The 18,004-nt window shown below is 57.7% G+C and carries 16 protein-coding genes; 12 read left to right on the top strand and 4 right to left on the bottom strand.

Translation table 11 applies throughout. The features are described 5' to 3' along the window. Positions 1–98 precede the first annotated feature (98 nt). The 3 genes from aegA to C1N69_RS16280 all read left to right on the top strand — a co-directional run bounded on the left by aegA (position 99) and on the right by C1N69_RS16280 (position 3,884). A complete protein-coding gene (aegA, locus tag C1N69_RS16290; RefSeq protein WP_155031534.1) occupies positions 99–2,075 on the top strand; it encodes a formate-dependent uric acid utilization protein AegA in 1,977 nt (658 codons plus the stop codon). 66 nt (positions 2,076–2,141) lie between these two features. After that, on the top strand, positions 2,142–2,735 hold the full coding sequence (gene nudK / locus C1N69_RS16285; protein WP_025758800.1) for a GDP-mannose pyrophosphatase NudK: 594 nt from the start codon (positions 2,142–2,144) through the stop codon (positions 2,733–2,735). 105 nt (positions 2,736–2,840) lie between these two features. Further along, complete coding sequence (locus tag C1N69_RS16280) at positions 2,841–3,884, top strand: DUF1176 domain-containing protein (protein ID WP_155031533.1); 1,044 nt, start codon at positions 2,841–2,843, stop codon at positions 3,882–3,884. A 46-nt stretch (positions 3,885–3,930) separates the two neighbouring features. On the opposite strand, the gene tkt is transcribed toward C1N69_RS16280, so the two are convergent. Both tkt and tal read right to left on the bottom strand, forming a co-directional pair. Further along, positions 3,931–5,919 (bottom strand): transketolase, encoded by a 1,989-nt coding sequence (tkt, locus tag C1N69_RS16275; protein WP_155031532.1) that lies wholly within the window; start codon positions 5,917–5,919, stop codon positions 3,931–3,933. Between the two features lie 19 nt (positions 5,920–5,938). Next, positions 5,939–6,889: a transaldolase gene (gene tal, locus C1N69_RS16270; protein ID WP_025758795.1), complete on the bottom strand. Its 951-nt coding sequence runs from the start codon at positions 6,887–6,889 to the stop codon at positions 5,939–5,941. A 246-nt stretch (positions 6,890–7,135) separates the two neighbouring features. Here tal and maeB point away from each other — a divergent pair, with 246 nt between their 5' ends. Continuing rightward, a complete protein-coding gene (gene maeB, locus C1N69_RS16265; protein ID WP_025758794.1) occupies positions 7,136–9,415 on the top strand; it encodes an NADP-dependent oxaloacetate-decarboxylating malate dehydrogenase in 2,280 nt (759 codons plus the stop codon). A gap of 54 nt (positions 9,416–9,469) precedes the next feature. Here the strand turns inward: maeB and hemF are convergent, their stop codons facing one another. Both hemF and amiA read right to left on the bottom strand, forming a co-directional pair. Next, positions 9,470–10,369, bottom strand: a complete 900-nt coding sequence (gene hemF, locus C1N69_RS16260; RefSeq protein ID WP_094918419.1) for an oxygen-dependent coproporphyrinogen oxidase — start codon at positions 10,367–10,369, stop codon at positions 9,470–9,472. Continuing rightward, complete coding sequence (gene amiA, locus C1N69_RS16255; RefSeq protein WP_045286561.1) at positions 10,369–11,244, bottom strand: N-acetylmuramoyl-L-alanine amidase AmiA; 876 nt, start codon at positions 11,242–11,244, stop codon at positions 10,369–10,371. The genes hemF and amiA overlap by 1 nt, the downstream gene beginning before the upstream one ends. Before the next feature lie 212 nt (positions 11,245–11,456). Here amiA and C1N69_RS16250 point away from each other — a divergent pair, with 212 nt between their 5' ends. The 8 genes from C1N69_RS16250 to cysA all read left to right on the top strand — a co-directional run bounded on the left by C1N69_RS16250 (position 11,457) and on the right by cysA (position 17,931). Next, positions 11,457–11,882 (top strand): GNAT family acetyltransferase, encoded by a 426-nt coding sequence (locus tag C1N69_RS16250; protein WP_023308738.1) that lies wholly within the window; start codon positions 11,457–11,459, stop codon positions 11,880–11,882. Then, a complete protein-coding gene (locus C1N69_RS16245; protein WP_155031531.1) occupies positions 11,869–12,318 on the top strand; it encodes a DUF2919 domain-containing protein in 450 nt (149 codons plus the stop codon). The genes C1N69_RS16250 and C1N69_RS16245 overlap by 14 nt, the downstream gene beginning before the upstream one ends. Before the next feature lie 63 nt (positions 12,319–12,381). Beyond that, a complete protein-coding gene (locus C1N69_RS16240) occupies positions 12,382–12,957 on the top strand; it encodes an RpoE-regulated lipoprotein (RefSeq protein ID WP_155031530.1) in 576 nt (191 codons plus the stop codon). A gap of 92 nt (positions 12,958–13,049) precedes the next feature. Beyond that, positions 13,050–13,949 carry a Dyp-type peroxidase gene (locus tag C1N69_RS16235; protein WP_155031529.1) on the top strand — a complete coding sequence of 300 codons (900 nt, stop codon included), beginning with the start codon at positions 13,050–13,052 and terminating at the stop codon, positions 13,947–13,949. 176 nt (positions 13,950–14,125) lie between these two features. Then, the gene (locus tag C1N69_RS16230; RefSeq protein ID WP_155031528.1) at positions 14,126–15,139 is read left to right on the top strand and encodes a sulfate ABC transporter substrate-binding protein; all 1,014 of its coding nucleotides are present in this window, start codon (positions 14,126–14,128) and stop codon (positions 15,137–15,139) included. After that, positions 15,139–15,972 carry a sulfate/thiosulfate ABC transporter permease CysT gene (gene cysT / locus C1N69_RS16225; RefSeq protein ID WP_045286558.1) on the top strand — a complete coding sequence of 278 codons (834 nt, stop codon included), beginning with the start codon at positions 15,139–15,141 and terminating at the stop codon, positions 15,970–15,972. Before C1N69_RS16230 ends, cysT begins: the two co-directional genes overlap by 1 nt. Beyond that, positions 15,972–16,847 (top strand): sulfate/thiosulfate ABC transporter permease CysW, encoded by an 876-nt coding sequence (gene cysW / locus C1N69_RS16220; protein ID WP_025758780.1) that lies wholly within the window; start codon positions 15,972–15,974, stop codon positions 16,845–16,847. Before cysT ends, cysW begins: the two co-directional genes overlap by 1 nt. After that, on the top strand, positions 16,837–17,931 hold the full coding sequence (gene cysA / locus C1N69_RS16215) for a sulfate/thiosulfate ABC transporter ATP-binding protein CysA (protein ID WP_155031527.1): 1,095 nt from the start codon (positions 16,837–16,839) through the stop codon (positions 17,929–17,931). The genes cysW and cysA overlap by 11 nt, the downstream gene beginning before the upstream one ends. The last annotated feature ends 73 nt before the right edge of the window (positions 17,932–18,004 follow it).

Below are 18,004 nucleotides of genomic sequence, written 5' to 3'. Positions count from 1 at the left end.
GTCTTCCGGGCATTTGCACATTGCCCGAACGCGCCGTGATGCGTAAATACCATACTCTTATAAAGAATAAGGATATTGAAGCAAAAACAGGTGTGGTTATGAATCGTTTTATTATGGCTAACAGCCAGCAATGCATTGGGTGTCGCGCCTGCGAAGTGGCCTGCGTCATGGCACACAACGGTGAGCAACACGTTCTGAGCGAGCGCCATTTTCATCCCCGTATTACGGTCCTGAGGTCCGGCGGGAAGCGAAGCCCCGTCACGTGTCATCATTGTGAAAATGCGCCCTGCGCGCAGAGCTGCCCGAACGGCGCCATCAGCAAATGCGATGACAGCGTACAGGTGAATCAACAAAAATGCATCGGCTGTAAGGCCTGCGCGGTGGCTTGTCCGTTTGGCACGATGGAGATCATCGTCACCCCGCTCGACCACGGCGGCGTGAAGGCCTCGGCGAATAAATGCGATCTCTGCCTGACGCGTCCACAGGGCCCGGCCTGTATCGAAAACTGCCCGGCTGATGTCCTCTCCCTTGCGACGCCTGCCGTGCTGGACACGCTGGTCAAATCGCGCCGCCAGCGTGCGGCCTGCCTGTCGGTCCAGCCCTGGCATGGGGAGGTCGTCAGAGACGAGCTCCCGCGCAGTAAGCTGCAGCAGATGCAGATGTCCCTGCCCCGCGGTGAGCCCGACAAACTGCCTGCCGCGGAACGCATTAGCCATTTTCACGAAATTTACCTGCCGTTTCGGGCCGAACAGGCCGCCCGCGAGGCGTCGCGCTGCCTGAAGTGCGGAGAGCACAGCATTTGCGAATGGACTTGCCCGCTGCACAACCACATCCCGCAGTGGATTGAGCGTCTGAATGCGGGGGATATTGCCGGCGCGGTCGAACTTTCTCATCAGACCAATTGTTTGCCTGAAATAACCGGCCGCGTCTGCCCGCAGGACCGGTTATGCGAAGGGGCCTGCACGCTTCGTGATGAGGCGGGGGCCGTCACCATCGGCAACATCGAGCGCTATATCGCCGACAGGGCGCTGGCGATGGGCTGGCGGCCGGACATGTCCGCCGTCACGCCGACGGGTAAACGTGTCGCGATCGTCGGCGCGGGTCCTGCCGGTCTGGCATGCGCCGACGTGCTGGCGCGCAGCGGGGTGAGCGTGACGGTCTATGACCGGCATCCGGAAATTGGCGGTTTACTCACTTTTGGCATTCCGGCATTCAAGCTGGACAAATCGCTGCTTGCGCGGCGCAGGGAGATATTTACCGCGATGGGGATCCGCTTTGCGCTGAACTGCGAGGTGGGCAAGGACGTGCCGATGTCACAGTTAAAGGACGAGTACGACGCCCTGTTCATTGGCGTGGGCACCTATCGCTCGATGAAGGCCGGTATCCCGCACGAAGATGCGCCAGGGGTCTATGACGCGCTGCCTTTCCTGGTGGGCAACACGCGGCATGTTATGGGGCTGGACGCAACGGCCAGCGAACCGTTCATCGATACCCGTGGGCTGAACGTGGTGGTGCTCGGTGGGGGCGATACCGCCATGGACTGCGTACGTACCGCGCTACGTCATGGCGCCGCAAAGGTGACCTGCGCCTATCGCCGGGATGAGGCCAACATGCCGGGGTCGAAGAAAGAGGTGAAGAATGCCAGAGAAGAGGGGGCGGCATTTGAATTTAACGTCCAGCCGGTTGAGCTGACGCAGGCTCCTGACGGGAAGGTCAACGGTATCCGGATGCTGCGTACCCGGCTCGGTGAGCCGGATGCGCAGGGGCGGCGTCGGCCCGTTCCGGTGCCCGGCAGCGAGTTTGTAATGGAGGCTGATGCGGTGATCATGGCGTTTGGTTTTAACCCGCACGCGATGCCGTGGCTGCAGGCGCAGGGTGTTGAAACAGATGAGTGGGGACGCATCGTGGCCTCGGTAGAAAGCCGCTACCGTTATCAGACGAGCAACCCACACATTTTCGCCGGCGGTGATGCGGTTCGCGGCGCGGATCTGGTGGTGACCGCGATGGCGGAAGGGCGTCATGCGGCGCAAGGGATACTCGACTGGCTTGGGGTTAGCGGCCCGAAACATCATTAAAGCGGCGGGCGACAAAGCGGGATTCACGGCGTAGTATAGGACCACTCATTATGTCGTGGAGCCCGTATGACCCTGAAAATTGACGTTATCAAAGACAAAATTCTCTCTGAAAACTACTTTGTCCTGCGTAACATCACCTACGATCTTACGCGTAATAACGGTGAAGTGATCCGCCATAAGCGCGAGGTTTACGACCGGGGTAACGGGGCGACCATTCTGCTATATAACCGTGAAAAGCAGAGCGTGGTGCTGATCCGTCAGTTCAGGGTGGCGACGTGGGTAAACGGCAACCCTGACGGACGTCTGATTGAAACCTGCGCGGGCCTGCTTGATGACGATGAGCCGGAAGTCTGCATCCGCAAAGAGGCCGTAGAAGAAACCGGCTTTGAAGTGGGCGAGGTCAAAAAGGTCTTTGAGCTGTACATGTCCCCAGGCGGCGTCACGGAACTTATCCATTTCTTCATTGCGGAATACAGCGACGCCCAGCGTACGCACCGGGGCGGTGGCGTGGAGGATGAAGATATCGAGGTGCTGGAGTTGCCTTTCTCCCGGGCGCTGGAAATGATGCGTTCAGGCGAAATCAGGGATGGTAAAGCAGTGATATTGCTGCAGTATTTGCAGAGTACCGGCTTAATGAATACCACTTTCGAACGGATGTAGAGTGTTTTTCGGATAAATCTATCCGATAAATCCGATTGAGACGACCCGGCCGGAACACGAAGATACTGCCCAGTTACGCGTTTTCGTTCCGGGATTGTGTCATTCATGCGCTATAGCGTCTTTTTATTTTCCCTGTTTTGTCTGCTCCTCGCGCCGCAGGTGCGGGCTGCGCCTGCTCAGCAAGCTTTCTCTGACTGGCAGGTGACCTGTAATAACCAGAACTTTTGCCTGGCCCGCAACACCGGCGAACACCGGGGGCTGGTCATGACGCTCACCCGAAGCGCCGGCGCGAAAACGGATGCAACGCTGCGTATCGATCTCGGCGGGCTGGATACGCCCTCCGTCAAAGAGCCGGAGATTGCCACCCGGCTGCTGCTGGACAATGTGCCTCTGAAGCTGGACAAGCAGCGCTGGCAGCTCACGCCATGGCACCTGAAAACGGACGATGCGGCCACCATCACCGCCTTTCTGAAAAATATTCAGGAAGGGAAGACCCTGACCCTGCGCGGCGGTAAGCAGGTGATTTCCCTGAGCGGTCTGAAAGCCGCGCTGCTGTTTATTGATGCCCAGCAAAAGCGTGTCGGCAGTGAAACCGCGTGGATTAAGAAAGGTGACGATCCGCCGTTAAGCGTGCCGCCCGCGCCCGCCCTGAAAAAGGTGGCGACCGTTAATCCTACTCCAACACCGCTTTCCCACGCCGAACTGAATGACCTGCTGGATTATGGCACCGGGCGGATGAACAGCAGCCAGTGCTCGCTCGATCCTAACCGCCGCGAAGTGCGCGTCACCGCGTTAACCGATGAAAAAGCGCTGTTGATCGTCAGCTGCGAGGCGGGGGCCTATAACACCGTCGATCTGGCATGGCTGGTGTCACGTAAAAAACCGTTCTCTGCCCGCAGCGTCAGGCTACGTCTGCCGTTTACGCCGTCGAGTGGCAGCAGTGAAATGGAGTTAATGAACGCCAGCTTCGATGAGAAGACGCGCGAGCTGACCACGCTGGCGCTGGGACGCGGTTTGGGAGATTGTGGCATCCAGACGCGCTGGCGTTTTGACGGCCAGCGTTTCCGCCTGGTGCGTTATGCCGAGGAACCCAGCTGCGATAACTGGAATGGGCCAGATGCCTGGCCCACGCTGTGGATCACGCGGTAGCTTTGCCGGGTAAGCGATAGCGCCACCCGGCAATAAACAGACCGCACTACAGCACGCTCAGCGCCTTCTCTACCACGTTCTCAACGGTGAAACCAAAATACGGGAACAGCTTGTCGGCAGGGGCGGACTCACCGTAGCCCCGCATGCCCACAATCGCCCCTTTAAGGCCGACATATTTGTACCAGTAGTCGGCCATACCGGCTTCAACCGCCACGCGCGCCGCGACGTTAGAGGGCAGCACCGACTCACGGTACGCCTCATCCTGGGCGTCAAAAATATCCGTTGAGGGCAGGGATACCACGCGCACCGCGTGGCCTTCGGCGGTCAGTTTTTCCGCCGCTTTCACCGTGATTTCGACTTCTGAACCGGTCGCAATCAGGATCACGTCCGGCTTGCCGCCGCTGTCTTTCAGGATGTAGCCGCCGCGGGCGATATTTTTCACCTGCTCCGGGGTGCGTTCAATCTGCGTCAGGTTCTGGCGTGACAGAATTAATGCCGTTGGGCCATTGTGGCGCTCTACTGCCAGTTTCCAGCCAACTGCTGCTTCGACCTGATCGCACGGACGCCAGGTGCTGAAGTTTGGCGTTAAGCGCAGGCTCGCCAGCTGTTCAACCGCCTGGTGCGTGGGGCCATCTTCCCCGAGACCAATGGAGTCATGGGTATAGACCATAATCTGTCGCGCCTTCATTAAGGCCGCCATGCGCGCTGCGTTACGGGCATACTCGACAAACATCAGGAAGGTGGCGGTGTAGGGCACGAAACCGCCGTGATGAGCGATACCGTTGGCAATGGCGGTCATCCCGAATTCGCGCACGCCGTAGTGGATGTAGTTCCCGGCAATGTCCTCTTTCAGCGATTTCGAGCCGGACCAGATGGTCAGGTTACTTGGGGCCAGATCCGCCGAGCCGCCAAGCAGTTCGGGCAGCAGCGGACCAATGGCATTCAGCGTGTTTTGCGAAGCCTTACGGGTGGCAATTTTCGCCGGGTTGGACTGCAGGTTTTCAATCAGCGCATGGGTTTTATCGTCCCAGTCTTCCGGCAGGCCACCGCTCATGCGGCGAGAGAATTCGGCGGCCAGTCCCGGGTGTGCTTTTTTGTATGCGGCAAACTTCTCGTTCCAGGCCTGCTGGGCTTTTTCACCCGCTTCACGGGCGTCCCACGCCCGGTAAATCTCTTTCGGGATCTCAAACGGCGGATGTTTCCAGCCCAGCTTTTGCCGGGTCAGCGCCACTTCCTCTTCGCCCAGCGCCGCGCCGTGCGCCTCTTCCTTGCCGGCCTTATTCGGTGAACCAAAGCCGATAACCGTGCGGCAGATAATCAGCGACGGTTTGTCCTTCACGCTTTGCGCTTCCTGAATCGCTTTTTTCACCGCCTCAGGATCGTGGCCGTCGATCTCATGTACCACGTGCCAGTGGTAGGCTTCGAAGCGTTTTGCCGTGTCGTCGGTGAACCAGCCCTCGGTTTCCCCGTCGATGGAGATGCCGTTGTGATCGTAGAAGCCAATCAACTTACCCAGCCCCAGGGTGCCCGCCAGGGAACAGACTTCATGGGAAATCCCCTCCATCAGACAGCCGTCGCCCATAAACACGTACGTGTAGTGATCGACAATGTCGTGCCCCGGCTGGTTAAACTGCGCCGCCAGCGTGCGCTCGGCAATCGCCAGCCCGACCGCATTGGCCAGCCCCTGACCGAGCGGCCCGGTGGTCGTTTCTACCCCGGGCGTATAGCCAATTTCCGGGTGACCCGGCGTTTTTGAGTGCAGCTGGCGGAAGTTTTTCAGCTCCTCGAGCGGCAGGTCATAGCCGGAAAGATGCAGCAGGCTGTAGAGCAGCATCGAGGCGTGGCCGTTGGAGAGAATAAAACGGTCGCGGTCGTACCAGGTGGGATCATTGGGGTTGTGTTTGAGAAAGTCGTTCCACAACACTTCGGCAATATCAGCCATGCCCATGGGCGCGCCGGGGTGGCCGGAATTGGCTTTTTGCACGGCATCCATGCTGAGGGCGCGAATGGCATTGGCTAGCTCTTTACGGGACATAGTTCACTCCATGGCAAGGTTAAAGTTTGGCGGCGAGAAGATCTTCAAGTTTGCGCTGGTCAACGGCGAACAGGCGGATACCTTCCGCCAGTTTTTCCACGGCCATGGCGTCCTGATTGTGCTCCCAGCGGAATTCGGCTTCGGTCATGGCTTTCGGTTTTGGCAGCACGGTAGAGGTGGGGATCAGCTTGCGGATGACCGTCTCTTCTTTGTCCTGCAGCTCTTTCAGCAGGTTAGGGGAGATGGTCAGACGGTCGCAGCCGGCCAGGGCGAGGATCTGCTCGGTACGGCGGAAGCTGGCCCCCATCACGATGGTTTCATAGCGGTGCTGCTTGTAATAATCGTAGATATTACGGACCGATTTCACGCCCGGATCCTCATCTACCACGTACGGATCCATCGGCTGTTTCGCCTGGTACCAGTCGTAGATGCGGCCGACAAACGGTGAGACCAGGAACACGCCGGCTTCGGCACAGGCGCGTGCCTGAGCAAAGGAGAACAGCAGCGTCAGGTTGCAGTGGATCCCCTCTTTTTCCAGCACCTCTGCCGCACGGATGCCTTCCCAGGTCGACGCCAGTTTGATCAGAATGCGTGATTTATCGATCCCCTGTTCCTGGTAGAGTTCGACCAGGCGGCGGGCTTTATTGATGCTCTTTTCTTTATCGAATGAGAGGCGGGCGTCCACTTCGGTGGAGACGCGTCCCGGGATGCTTTTCAGAATTTCCGCACCGAAATTAACCGCCAGCTTGTCGCTGGCTTCGGCGACCTGCTGCTCCTGCGTTTTCCCGCGCTGTTTACCGTAGGCAATGGCGTCATCAATCAGATGACTAAAATGGGCAAGCCCGGCAGCCTTGAGCAGAAGCGAAGGGTTGGTGGTCGCATCTTCCGGCTGATAGTGGCGAATCGACTCGATATCGCCGCTGTCTGCAACCACGGTAGTGAATTGTTTGATGCCGTCTAGCTGGTTCATAAATGATTACTCCTTGGAAATAAAAGAGTTAGATGAGTGCGTTAGTTCACACTTCTGAGAAAATCATGATGGACTTAACAAAAAAGCATAGCAGACGGGGGAGGCATTGCTTTTGAGACGGGTAACATGGCTGTTATAAATTGATAACAATTTTTAATGTGTGATGGTGAGAGTTTGGCTGCCTTCAAAGTTTATGTGCTGTCCTGAGGCGATACTATCTGACCGATACGTAAAAGGAATAACAAGATGGACGATCAGTTAAAACAGAGTGCCCTCGATTTTCACGAGTTCCCTGTCCCGGGCAAAATCCAGGTCTCCCCAACCAAGCCGCTGGCAACCCAGCGCGATCTGGCGCTGGCCTATTCGCCTGGCGTTGCGGCACCGTGTCTGGAAATCGAAAAAGACCCGCTGGCGGCCTACAAATACACCGCGCGCGGCAACCTCGTGGCCGTTATCTCTAACGGTACGGCGGTACTCGGTCTCGGTAACATCGGTGCCCTGGCGGGTAAACCGGTGATGGAAGGGAAAGGCGTGCTGTTCAAGAAATTCGCCGGTATCGACGTGTTTGATATCGAGGTGGACGAGCTTGATCCTGACAAATTCATTAACGTGGTGGCCGCGCTGGAGCCGACCTTCGGCGGGATTAACCTGGAAGACATCAAAGCGCCGGAATGTTTCTATATCGAGCAGAAGCTGCGCGAGCGTATGAACATTCCCGTGTTCCATGATGACCAGCACGGCACCGCGATTATCAGCACCGCCGCGATTCTGAACGGCCTGCGCGTGGTGGAAAAAAATCTCTCTGATGTGCGCATGGTGGTTTCTGGCGCAGGTGCGGCGGCCATCGCCTGTATGAACCTGCTGGTGGCGCTGGGTATGCAGAAGCACAACATCGTGGTCTGCGATTCTAAAGGCGTTATCTATAAAGACCGCGAGCCCAACATGGCGGAAACCAAAGCGGCGTATGCAGTCGAAGACGACGGCAAGCGCACGCTCGAGGACGTCATTGACGGCGCGGATATCTTCCTCGGCTGCTCGGGCCCGAAAGTGCTGACCCAGGAGATGGTGAAGAAGATGGCGCGCGCGCCAATGATCCTGGCCCTGGCGAACCCGGAGCCGGAAATTCTGCCGCCGCTGGCGAAAGCGGTGCGTGAAGATGCCATTATCTGTACCGGCCGTTCCGACTACCCAAACCAGGTCAACAACGTGCTCTGCTTCCCGTTCATCTTCCGCGGCGCGCTGGATGTTGGCGCAACGGCGATCAACGAAGAGATGAAGCTTGCCGCCGTGCACGCCATCGCGGAACTGGCCCACGCCGAGCAGAGTGAAGTGGTGGCCTCCGCCTACGGCGATCAGGATCTGAGCTTTGGCCCGGACTACATCATTCCTAAACCGTTTGACCCGCGCCTGATTGTCAAAATTGCGCCAGCGGTGGCCAAAGCGGCGATGGATTCCGGCGTGGCGACGCGTCCGATACAGGATTTTGATGCTTACATCGATAAGCTCACCGAGTTTGTCTATAAAACTAACCTGTTCATGAAGCCGATCTTCTCGCAGGCGCGTGCCGACGCGAAGCGCGTGGTGCTGGCGGAAGGGGAAGAGGCGCGCGTGCTGCACGCTACCCAGGAGCTGATCACCTTAGGTCTGGCGAAGCCGATCCTGATTGGTCGTCCGAGCGTGATTGAGATGCGCATTCAGAAGCTGGGTCTGCAGATTAAGCCGGGCGTCGACTTCGAGATCGTCAACAACGAATCCGATCCGCGCTTTAAAGAGTACTGGAGCGAATACTACGCGATCATGAAGCGTCGGGGGATCACCCAGGAGCAGGCGCAGAAAGCCGTCATCAGCAACACGACGGTGATCGGCGCGATCATGGTCCATCGCGGTGAAGCGGACGCATTGATCTGCGGCACCATCGGCGATTACCACGAGCACTTTAGCGTGGTGCAGGAGATCTTCGGCTATCGTGACGGGGTTCATACCGCCGGGGCGATGAATGCCCTGCTGCTGCCGAGCGGCAACACCTTTATCGCTGACACCTACGTTAACGACGATCCGAGCCCGGACGAGCTGGCGGAAATCACCGTGATGGCGGCGGAGACCGTGCGCCGCTTTGGTATCGAGCCGAAGGTGGCGCTGCTGTCGCACTCTAACTTTGGTTCGTCTAAATCTGCGGCGGCCTGCAAAATGCGTGAGACGCTGGCGCTGGTGCGCGAGCGTGCGCCGGAGCTGATGATTGACGGGGAAATGCACGGTGATGCGGCACTGGTGGAAAGCATTCGCAACGAACGTATGCCGGACAGCCCGCTGAAAGGATCGGCGAATATCCTGATTATGCCGAACGTGGAAGCGGCGCGTATCAGCTATAACCTGCTGCGCGTCTCCAGTTCTGAAGGGGTGACCGTAGGCCCGGTGCTGATGGGCGTGGCGAAACCGGTGCACGTGTTAACGCCGATTGCCTCTGTGCGCCGTATCGTGAATATGGTGGCCCTGGCGGTGGTTGAGGCGCAGACCCAGCCGCTGTAATTTTTACCCTCACCCTAACCCTCTCCCTTTGGGAGAGGGCCGGTGTGAGGGGGGTTAAACCCAGTCGCGTACTTTCAGGAATTCACTCAAGGCAGCCTCCGGGCTGCCTTCTTTTGGCTCGTAGCAGTACTCCCAGCGCACCAGCGGCGGCATCGACATCAAAATCGATTCCGTGCGCCCGCCGGTCTGCAGGCCAAACAGCGTCCCGCGATCCCACACCAGGTTGAACTCAACGTAACGCCCGCGACGATAGAGCTGGAATTCGCGCTCGCGCACGCCGTAGTGGGTGTCTTTACGGCGTTCGACGATGGGCAGATAAGCGTCGGTATACCCTTCGCCCACCGCGCGCATAAAGCGGAACGCGGTATCAAAATCAGGCGTGTTCAGATCGTCAAAGAACAGCCCGCCAATGCCGCGCTGCTCGTCGCGATGCTTCAGGTAGAAGTAGTCGTCGCACCATTTTTTAAACTTCGGGTAGATGTCTTCGCCAAACGGCAGGCAGAGGTTCCGCGCGGTGGTGTGCCAGTGCACGGCATCTTCTTCAAACCCGTAGTAGGGTGTAAGGTCGAAACCGCCGCCAAACCACCAGACCGGATCGGCCCCCGGTTTTTCCGCAATGAAAAAGCGGACGTTGGCGTGGCTGGTCGGCACAAACGGGTTGTGTGGATGCACCACCAGCGAGACCCCCATCGCTTCAAAACTGCGGCCCGCAAGTTCAGGACGATGCGCGGTTGCAGACGCGGGCATGGCGTCTCCGTGGACGTGGGAGAAATTCACGCCCGCCTGTTCAAAGATACCGCCATTGCGCAGCACCCGGCTGCGCCCGCCGCCGCCGGCTTCACGCTGCCAGTTATCTTCCTGGAATTCACCGCCGTCCGCGGCGGCCAGTTTGCGGCAAATCTCATCCTGCAGCTGCAGCAGGAAGGTTTTAACCAGTTGAGCATTGGGTTTCATCAACGTTTCCTGGAGTGCGCTTTTTGGTTATCGAACCAGTTGAAATAACTGATAATGCCGGAGGCGATGGCATTAGCGATCTTCTGGCGAAACGCCGTGGTGCCGAGAAGACGCTCTTCATCCGGGTTGGTGATAAACGAGGTTTCCACCAGCACGGACGGAATAGACGGTGATTTCAGCACCACAAATGCCGCCTGTTCGGTGCTTTTACTGTGCAGACGATGTACCGGCTTAATTTTCTTCAGGATGTGCGAGCCGAGCGTCAGGCTGTTTTTGATGGTATCCGTCTGCACGAGATCGAACAGCACCTGCTGTAACAGGTGATCTTTGTCGGTGGCTTTTTTCCCGGCGACTTCATCCGCCCGGTTTTCACGGTCGGAGAGGTATTTCGCCATGGCGCTACTGGCGCCACGGTTGGACAGCGCAAACACCGAGGCGCCCGCCGCTGAAGGGTTGGTAAAGCCGTCGGCGTGAATCGACATAAACAGATCCGCGCCGTGCTGGTGGGCTATCTCCACCCGGTCATACAGCGGAATAAAGGTGTCGCCAGAGCGCGTCAGACGGGCGTCAATGCCGTTACTGCGTAAAATTGCGCGCACATTTTTTGCAATCGCCAGTACGACGTGTTTTTCTTTCGAACCGTTTTTGCCGATGGCGCCGGTATCAATTCCGCCGTGGCCCGGGTCAAGCATCACCAGACGCTTCGCGCCGGGCTTTTTGGTTTTGGGTTTGCTGTGTCCGTTACTGGTTTTGAGCGTGCTCTCGTCTTTTGCCTGAGCCTGCTTTGCGATGCCCGTTAACGTTAAGGCCGCCAGCCCCGCTTTGAGAACCTGACGACGCGATGTGAGTGCTTTTAATGGTTTGAATGTGCTCATGCGGCCTGAATACTAAAAAATGGGGTCCTGGTGTTATATCGTATCGCGTTTAGCGTTACGACAGTCCTTATTGAGAATTGTTTTACTTTTCATTTCAATACGTGACAAAGTGACATTATGCCAAATTTTGGCGAGATTTTCCCCGGTTATTGGCTAAAGGCACGGTTCACGCCATAATCACTGTTTTTAAACCCGAAAAGGCGGTTAATACCATGGAGATACGCGTTTTTCGCCAGGAAGATTTCGAAGAGGTGATCACCCTTTGGGAGCGCTGCGATCTGCTGCGTCCGTGGAACGATCCGGAAATGGACATTGAGCGGAAGGTGAATCACGACGTCAGTCTGTTTCTGGTTGCGGAAGTCAACGGCGAAGTCGTAGGCACGGTAATGGGCGGTTATGACGGTCATCGCGGCTCGGCCTATTATCTGGGCGTTCATCCGGAATACCGGGGGCGCGGCATTGCCAACGCGCTGCTCAATCGTCTCGAGAAGAAGCTGATCGCCCGTGGCTGTCCGAAAATCCAGATCATGGTACGGGAAGATAACGACGTGGTGCTGGGCATGTACGAGCGTCTGGGCTATGAACATTCTGACGTGCTGAGTTTAGGTAAGCGTCTGATCGAAGATGAAGAGTACTGAGATCCATCCGGCAGATTATGACGCGCAGGGGCGGGTCAGGTTGCCCTTTTTATTCTGGTGCGTTCTGCTGCTTCAGGCACGAACCTGGGTACTGTTTGTGATGGCTGCCGCGTCGCGCGGGCAGGGTGATACGCTGCTGAATCTCTTCTATCCCGATCACGATGCGTTCTGGCTCGGCTTACTGCCGGGCGTACCGGCGGTGATGGCTTTTTTGTGCAGCGGCCGACGCCAGGCGATCCCTCGTTTGTGGCGGGCGCTGCGCTGGCTGCTGATCCTCGCTCAGATTGCGCTGCTCTTCTGGCAGCCGGTACTCTGGTGGTACGGTGAGCCGCTTACGGGCATTGGCATTGCGCTGGTGGTGGCGGATATTGTGGCGCTGCTGTGGCTGCTGACCAATCCGCGTCTTCGCGCCTGTTTCTCCCATCAGGATGATTAATACGGCACTTTTTGCAGAAGTCGCACTCCAACAAGCGTTGATTTAACACGTAAGGACGTTTCAATGAAATCGCTGCGTTTACTTTTATGCGCTCTCCCGCTGGCCCTGACAGGCTGTTCCACGCTCTCCTCCATTAACTGGTCCGCTGCGTATCCGTGGAACTGGTTTGGCTCATCAACGGAAGTGACCGAGCAGGGCGTGGGGAACATTACCGCCGCGACAGCGCTGGATCAGGATGCTATTCAGGACGCCCTGAGCAGTGATTATCGCCTGCGCAGCGGCATGAAAACCGAGAATGGTAACATTGTTCGCTATTACGAAGCGCTGAAGGGCGACAAGCTGGCGCTGGTGATCAACGGTGACAAAGGCACGGTAAACCGCGTTACGGTGCTGGATGAAGCCATTCCGACTGCCAGCGGCGTGAAGATAGGAACGCCGTTTAGCGATCTCTATAAGCAGGCCTTTGGCAACTGCGCCAGCGCCCCTTCTGACGACGGTGTGGCGGTGGCCTGTAAGGCGCAAGGCAGCCAGCACATCAGCTATGTCTTTACCGGCACCTGGAGCGGTCCGGAAGGATTGATGCCGTCGGACGACACGCTGAAGAACTGGAAAGTGAGCAAAATTATCTGGCAGCAGTAATTTGCGCCGGAACAAACCGCCTCGCTGAAATCCGGGTATAATACCCGCCATCCATGCCACGCTGACGTGGCATCTTTATTTCAGGAGGAGCGATGTCTCAGGTTCAGAGTGGCATTTTGCCAGAACATTGCCGCGCGGCGATTTGGATTGAAGCCAATGTAAAAGGGGACGTGGATGCCCTGCGTGCGGCCAGTAAAGCGTTCATTGATAAGCTGGCGACCTTCCAGGCTACGTTCCCGGAAGCCCACCTCGGCGCCGTTGTCGCCTTTGGCAATAACGTCTGGCGTCAGCTGAGCGGTGGCGAAGGGGCGGAAGAGCTGAAAGACTTCATTCCCTACGGCAAAGGCCTTGCGCCCGCGACGCAGTACGACGTGCTGATCCACATCCTCTCTCTGCGTCACGACGTAAACTTCTCCGTTGCGCAGGCGGCGATAGCGGCCTTTGGCGACAGCATCGATGTGCAGGAAGAAGTGCACGGTTTTCGCTGGATCGAAGAGCGCGATCTGAGCGGCTTTGTCGACGGAACCGAAAACCCGGCGGGTGAAGAGACGCGTCGTGAAGTGGCGGTGATCAAAGACGGCGTGGACGCGGGCGGCAGCTATGTGTTCGTGCAGCGCTGGGAGCACAACCTCAAGCAGCTTAACCGCATGAGCGTGCATGACCAGGAGATGATGATTGGCCGTACCAAAGAAGCCAACGAAGAGATCGACGGCGATGAGCGTCCGGTCACCTCGCACCTGAGCCGCGTTGACCTCAAGGAAGACGGCAAAGGGCTGAAGATTGTCCGCCAGAGCCTGCCGTACGGCACAGCAAGCGGCACGCACGGCCTTTACTTCTGCGCCTACTGCGCGCGCCTGCACAACATTGAGCAGCAGCTGCTGAGCATGTTCGGCGATACCGACGGCAAGCGTGACGCCATGCTGCGCTTCACCAAACCCGTGACCGGTGGCTACTACTTCGCGCCGTCCGTGGAGCGTCTGCTGGCGCTGTAAAACCGCTCTCCATACGTAAGCCGGGTAAGCGTTAGCGCCACCCGGCAATTTTCCCCGCACCCTTATTCCCTTTTCTGCTTGTAAATCACCAAACGGTATATAAAACCGTTACTCCTTTCATCCCCGTTATAAATATTATGACTATAAGATAGTCATCACATTTATAAGGGTGCGCAATGGCCGTTACTGTACTGAAAAAAGGAACTCTGGCGCTGGCAGGTTTACTGCTGGTGGCACAGGCGCAGGCGACTGAGCTGCTGAACAGTTCATACGATGTCTCCCGCGAGCTGTTCGCCGCCCTTAATCCCCCGTTTGAGCAGCAGTGGGCAAAAGACAATAACGGCGATAAGCTGACCATCAAGCAGTCCCATGCCGGTTCGTCCAAGCAGGCGCTGGCAATCCTCCAGGGGCTGAAAGCGGACGTGGTGACCTACAACCAGGTCACTGATGTGCAGATCCTGCACGATAAAGGCAAGCTGATCCCGGCGGACTGGCAGAGCCGTCTGCCGAACAACAGCTCGCCGTTCTACTCCACCATGGGCTTCCTGGTGCGCAAGGGCAACCCGAAGAATATCCACGACTGGAGCGACCTGGTGCGTTCCGACGTGAAGCTGATTTTCCCAAACCCAAAAACCTCCGGTAACGCGCGTTACACCTATTTAGCGGCGTGGGGCGCGGCGGACAAGGCTGACGGTAACGATAAAGCCAAAACCGAGCAGTTCATGACCCAGTTCCTGAAAAACGTCGAAGTGTTTGATACCGGCGGACGCGGCGCAACTACAACCTTTGCAGAGCGCGGTCTGGGCGACGTGCTAATTAGCTTTGAATCGGAAGTGAACAACATCCGTAAACAGTATGAGGCGCAGGGCTTTGAGGTGATTATCCCAAAAACCAACATCCTGGCCGAGTTCCCGGTGGCGTGGGTGGATAAAAACGTACAGGCAAACGGCACCGAGAAAGCGGCAAAAGCCTATCTCAACTACCTGTACAGCCCGCAGGCGCAGACCATCATTACCGATTACTACTACCGCGTGAATAACCCGGACGTAATGAACAAACTGAAAGATAAATTCCCGCAGACCGCGCTGTTCCGCGTGGAAGACCATTTCGGCTCCTGGCCTGATGTAATGAAAACGCACTTTGCCAGCGGCGGTGAGTTAGACAAATTGCTGGCGGCGGGGCGTAAGTAATGTTTGCAGTATCGACTAAACGCGTGCTGCCGGGCTTCACCTTAAGCCTTGGGACCAGCCTGCTGTTCGTCTGCCTGATCCTGTTGTTGCCGCTCAGCGCGCTGGTGATGCAGCTCGCTCAGATGAGCTGGGCGCAGTACTGGGAGGTCATCACCAACCCGCAGGTGGTGGCGGCCTATAAGGTGACGCTGCTGTCAGCGTTTGTCGCCTCCATTTTTAACGGCGTGTTTGGCCTGCTGATGGCGTGGATCTTAACCCGCTATCGCTTCCCGGGCCGTACGCTGCTTGACGCACTGATGGATCTGCCGTTTGCGCTGCCAACGGCGGTTGCTGGCTTAACCCTCGCGTCGCTCTTCTCCGTGAACGGGTTGTACGGTGAGTGGCTGGCGAAGTTTGACATCAAGGTGACCTATACCTGGCTCGGTATCGCAGTAGCGATGGCCTTTACCAGTATTCCGTTTGTGGTGCGTACCGTGCAGCCGGTGCTGGAAGAGTTGGGGCCGGAATATGAAGAAGCGGCGGAAACGCTCGGCGCCACGCGCTGGCAAAGTTTTCGCAAGGTGGTTCTGCCGGAGCTCTCCCCGGCGCTGATGGCGGGTATTGCGCTGTCGTTTACCCGCAGCCTCGGTGAGTTCGGCGCAGTGATTTTTATCGCCGGGAACATTGCCTGGAAAACGGAAGTGACCTCGCTGATGATTTTCATCCGTCTGCAGGAGTTTGATTATCCGGCGGCGAGCGCGATCGCTTCGGTGATCCTGGCGGCCTCGCTGCTGCTGCTGTACTCGATTAACACTCTGCAAAGTCGCTTTGGTCGACGTGTGGTAGGTCACTGATGGCGGAAGTTACGCAATTGAAGCGATACGATGTGCCCCGTATTAACTGGGGTAAATGGTTTCTGATTGGGGCGGGCGTGCTGGTGTCCGCCCTCATTCTCGTCGTGCCGACGATTTATATCTTCGTTCAGGCGTTCAGCAAGGGGCTGATGCCTGCGCTGGAAAACCTGGCGAACCCGGATATGCTGCACGCCATCTGGCTGACCGTGCTGATTGCATTGATCACCGTGCCGGTGAACCTGGTGTTCGGTACTCTGCTGGCGTGGCTGGTGACGCGCTTTAACTTCCCGGGACGTCAGTTGCTTCTCACCCTGCTGGATATTCCTTTTGCTGTCTCGCCGGTGGTGGCGGGTCTGGTGTATCTGCTCTTTTACGGCTCCAACGGTCCGCTGGGCGGCTGGCTGGATGCGCATAACCTGCAGATCATGTTTGCCTGGCCAGGCATGGTGCTGGTCACCATCTTCGTCACCTGTCCATTTGTGGTGCGTGAGCTGGTACCGGTGATGTTAAGCCAGGGGAGCAACGAAGATGAAGCGGCGGTGCTGCTGGGCGCGTCAGGCTGGCAGATGTTCCGCCGCGTGACGCTGCCGAATATCCGCTGGGCGCTGCTTTACGGTGTGGTGTTGACCAACGCCCGCGCAATTGGTGAGTTCGGTGCCGTTTCCGTCGTCTCCGGCTCCATTCGCGGTGAAACCCTGTCGCTGCCGCTGCAGATTGAGTTGCTGCAGCAGGATTACAACACCATCGGCGCCTTTACTGCCGCAGCGTTGCTGACGCTGATGGCCATTTTGACCCTGTTTTTGAAGAGTGTGGTGCAGTGGCGTTTAGAAAATCAGGAAAAACGTCAGCATCAGGAGGGAAATCATGAGCATTGAGATTGCCAATATTAAGAAGTCTTTTGGTCGCACCCAGGTGCTGAATGATATCTCGCTGGATATCCCTTCCGGACAAATGGTGGCGCTGCTGGGGCCGTCTGGCTCGGGTAAGACCACGCTGCTGCGCATTATCGCCGGGCTTGAGCATCAGACCAGCGGGCATATCCGCTTCCACGGCACCGACGTGAGCCGTCTGCATGCCCGCGACCGTAAGGTGGGGTTTGTGTTCCAGCATTACGCGCTGTTCCGCCACATGACCGTGTTTAACAATATCGCCTTTGGCCTGACCGTGCTGCCGCGTCGTGAACGCCCGGATGCGGCAACCATTAAGGCGAAAGTGACCAAACTGCTTGAGATGGTGCAGCTGGCTCATCTGGCGGATCGTTTCCCGGCGCAGCTGTCCGGCGGGCAGAAACAGCGCGTGGCGCTGGCGCGTGCGTTGGCTGTTGAACCGCAAATTCTGCTGCTGGATGAACCCTTCGGCGCGCTGGATGCGCAGGTGCGTAAAGAGCTGCGTCGCTGGCTGCGTCAGCTCCATGAAGAGCTGAAGTTTACCAGCGTGTTCGTGACCCACGATCAGGAAGAGGCGATGGAAGTCGCGGATCGCGTGGTGGTCATGAGCCAGGGCAACATTGAACAGGTTGACGAGCCAGAACAGCTGTGGCGTGAACCGGCGACCCGTTTCGTGCTGGAATTTATGGGCGAGGTCAACCGTCTGCAGGGCACCATTCGCGGTGGTCAATTCCATGTCGGGGCGCACCGCTGGCCGCTGGGCTATACCTCCGCGCACCAGGGCCCGGTCGATCTGTTCCTGCGTCCCTGGGAAGTGGACGTAAGCCGCCGTACCAGCCTGGATTCACCGCTGCCGGTGCAGGTGCTGGAAGCGAGCCCTAAAGGACACTACACCCAACTGGTGGTACAACCGCTGGGCTGGTATACCGAGCCGCTGACCGTCGTGATGCGCGACGACGTCCCGCCGCACCGCGGAGAGCGCCTGTTTGTCGGTCTGCAGCATGCCCGTATTTATCACGGGAATGAGCGCATCGAGACGCGCGAGGATATTGCTCTGGCGGAGTCAGCCTGATAGGTTATTAGGATGTTTATCGCCCGGTGGCGCTGCGCTGACCGGGCCTACAGCTAAAACTGCGTCTTGTAGG

This window comes from Enterobacter sichuanensis (assembly GCF_009036245.1).
In the GTDB taxonomy this organism is placed as follows: Bacteria; Pseudomonadota; Gammaproteobacteria; order Enterobacterales; family Enterobacteriaceae; genus Enterobacter; species Enterobacter sichuanensis.
The sequence above is the reverse complement of the archived record's forward strand: the minus strand, read 5'-3'. Positions and strand labels throughout refer to the sequence as shown.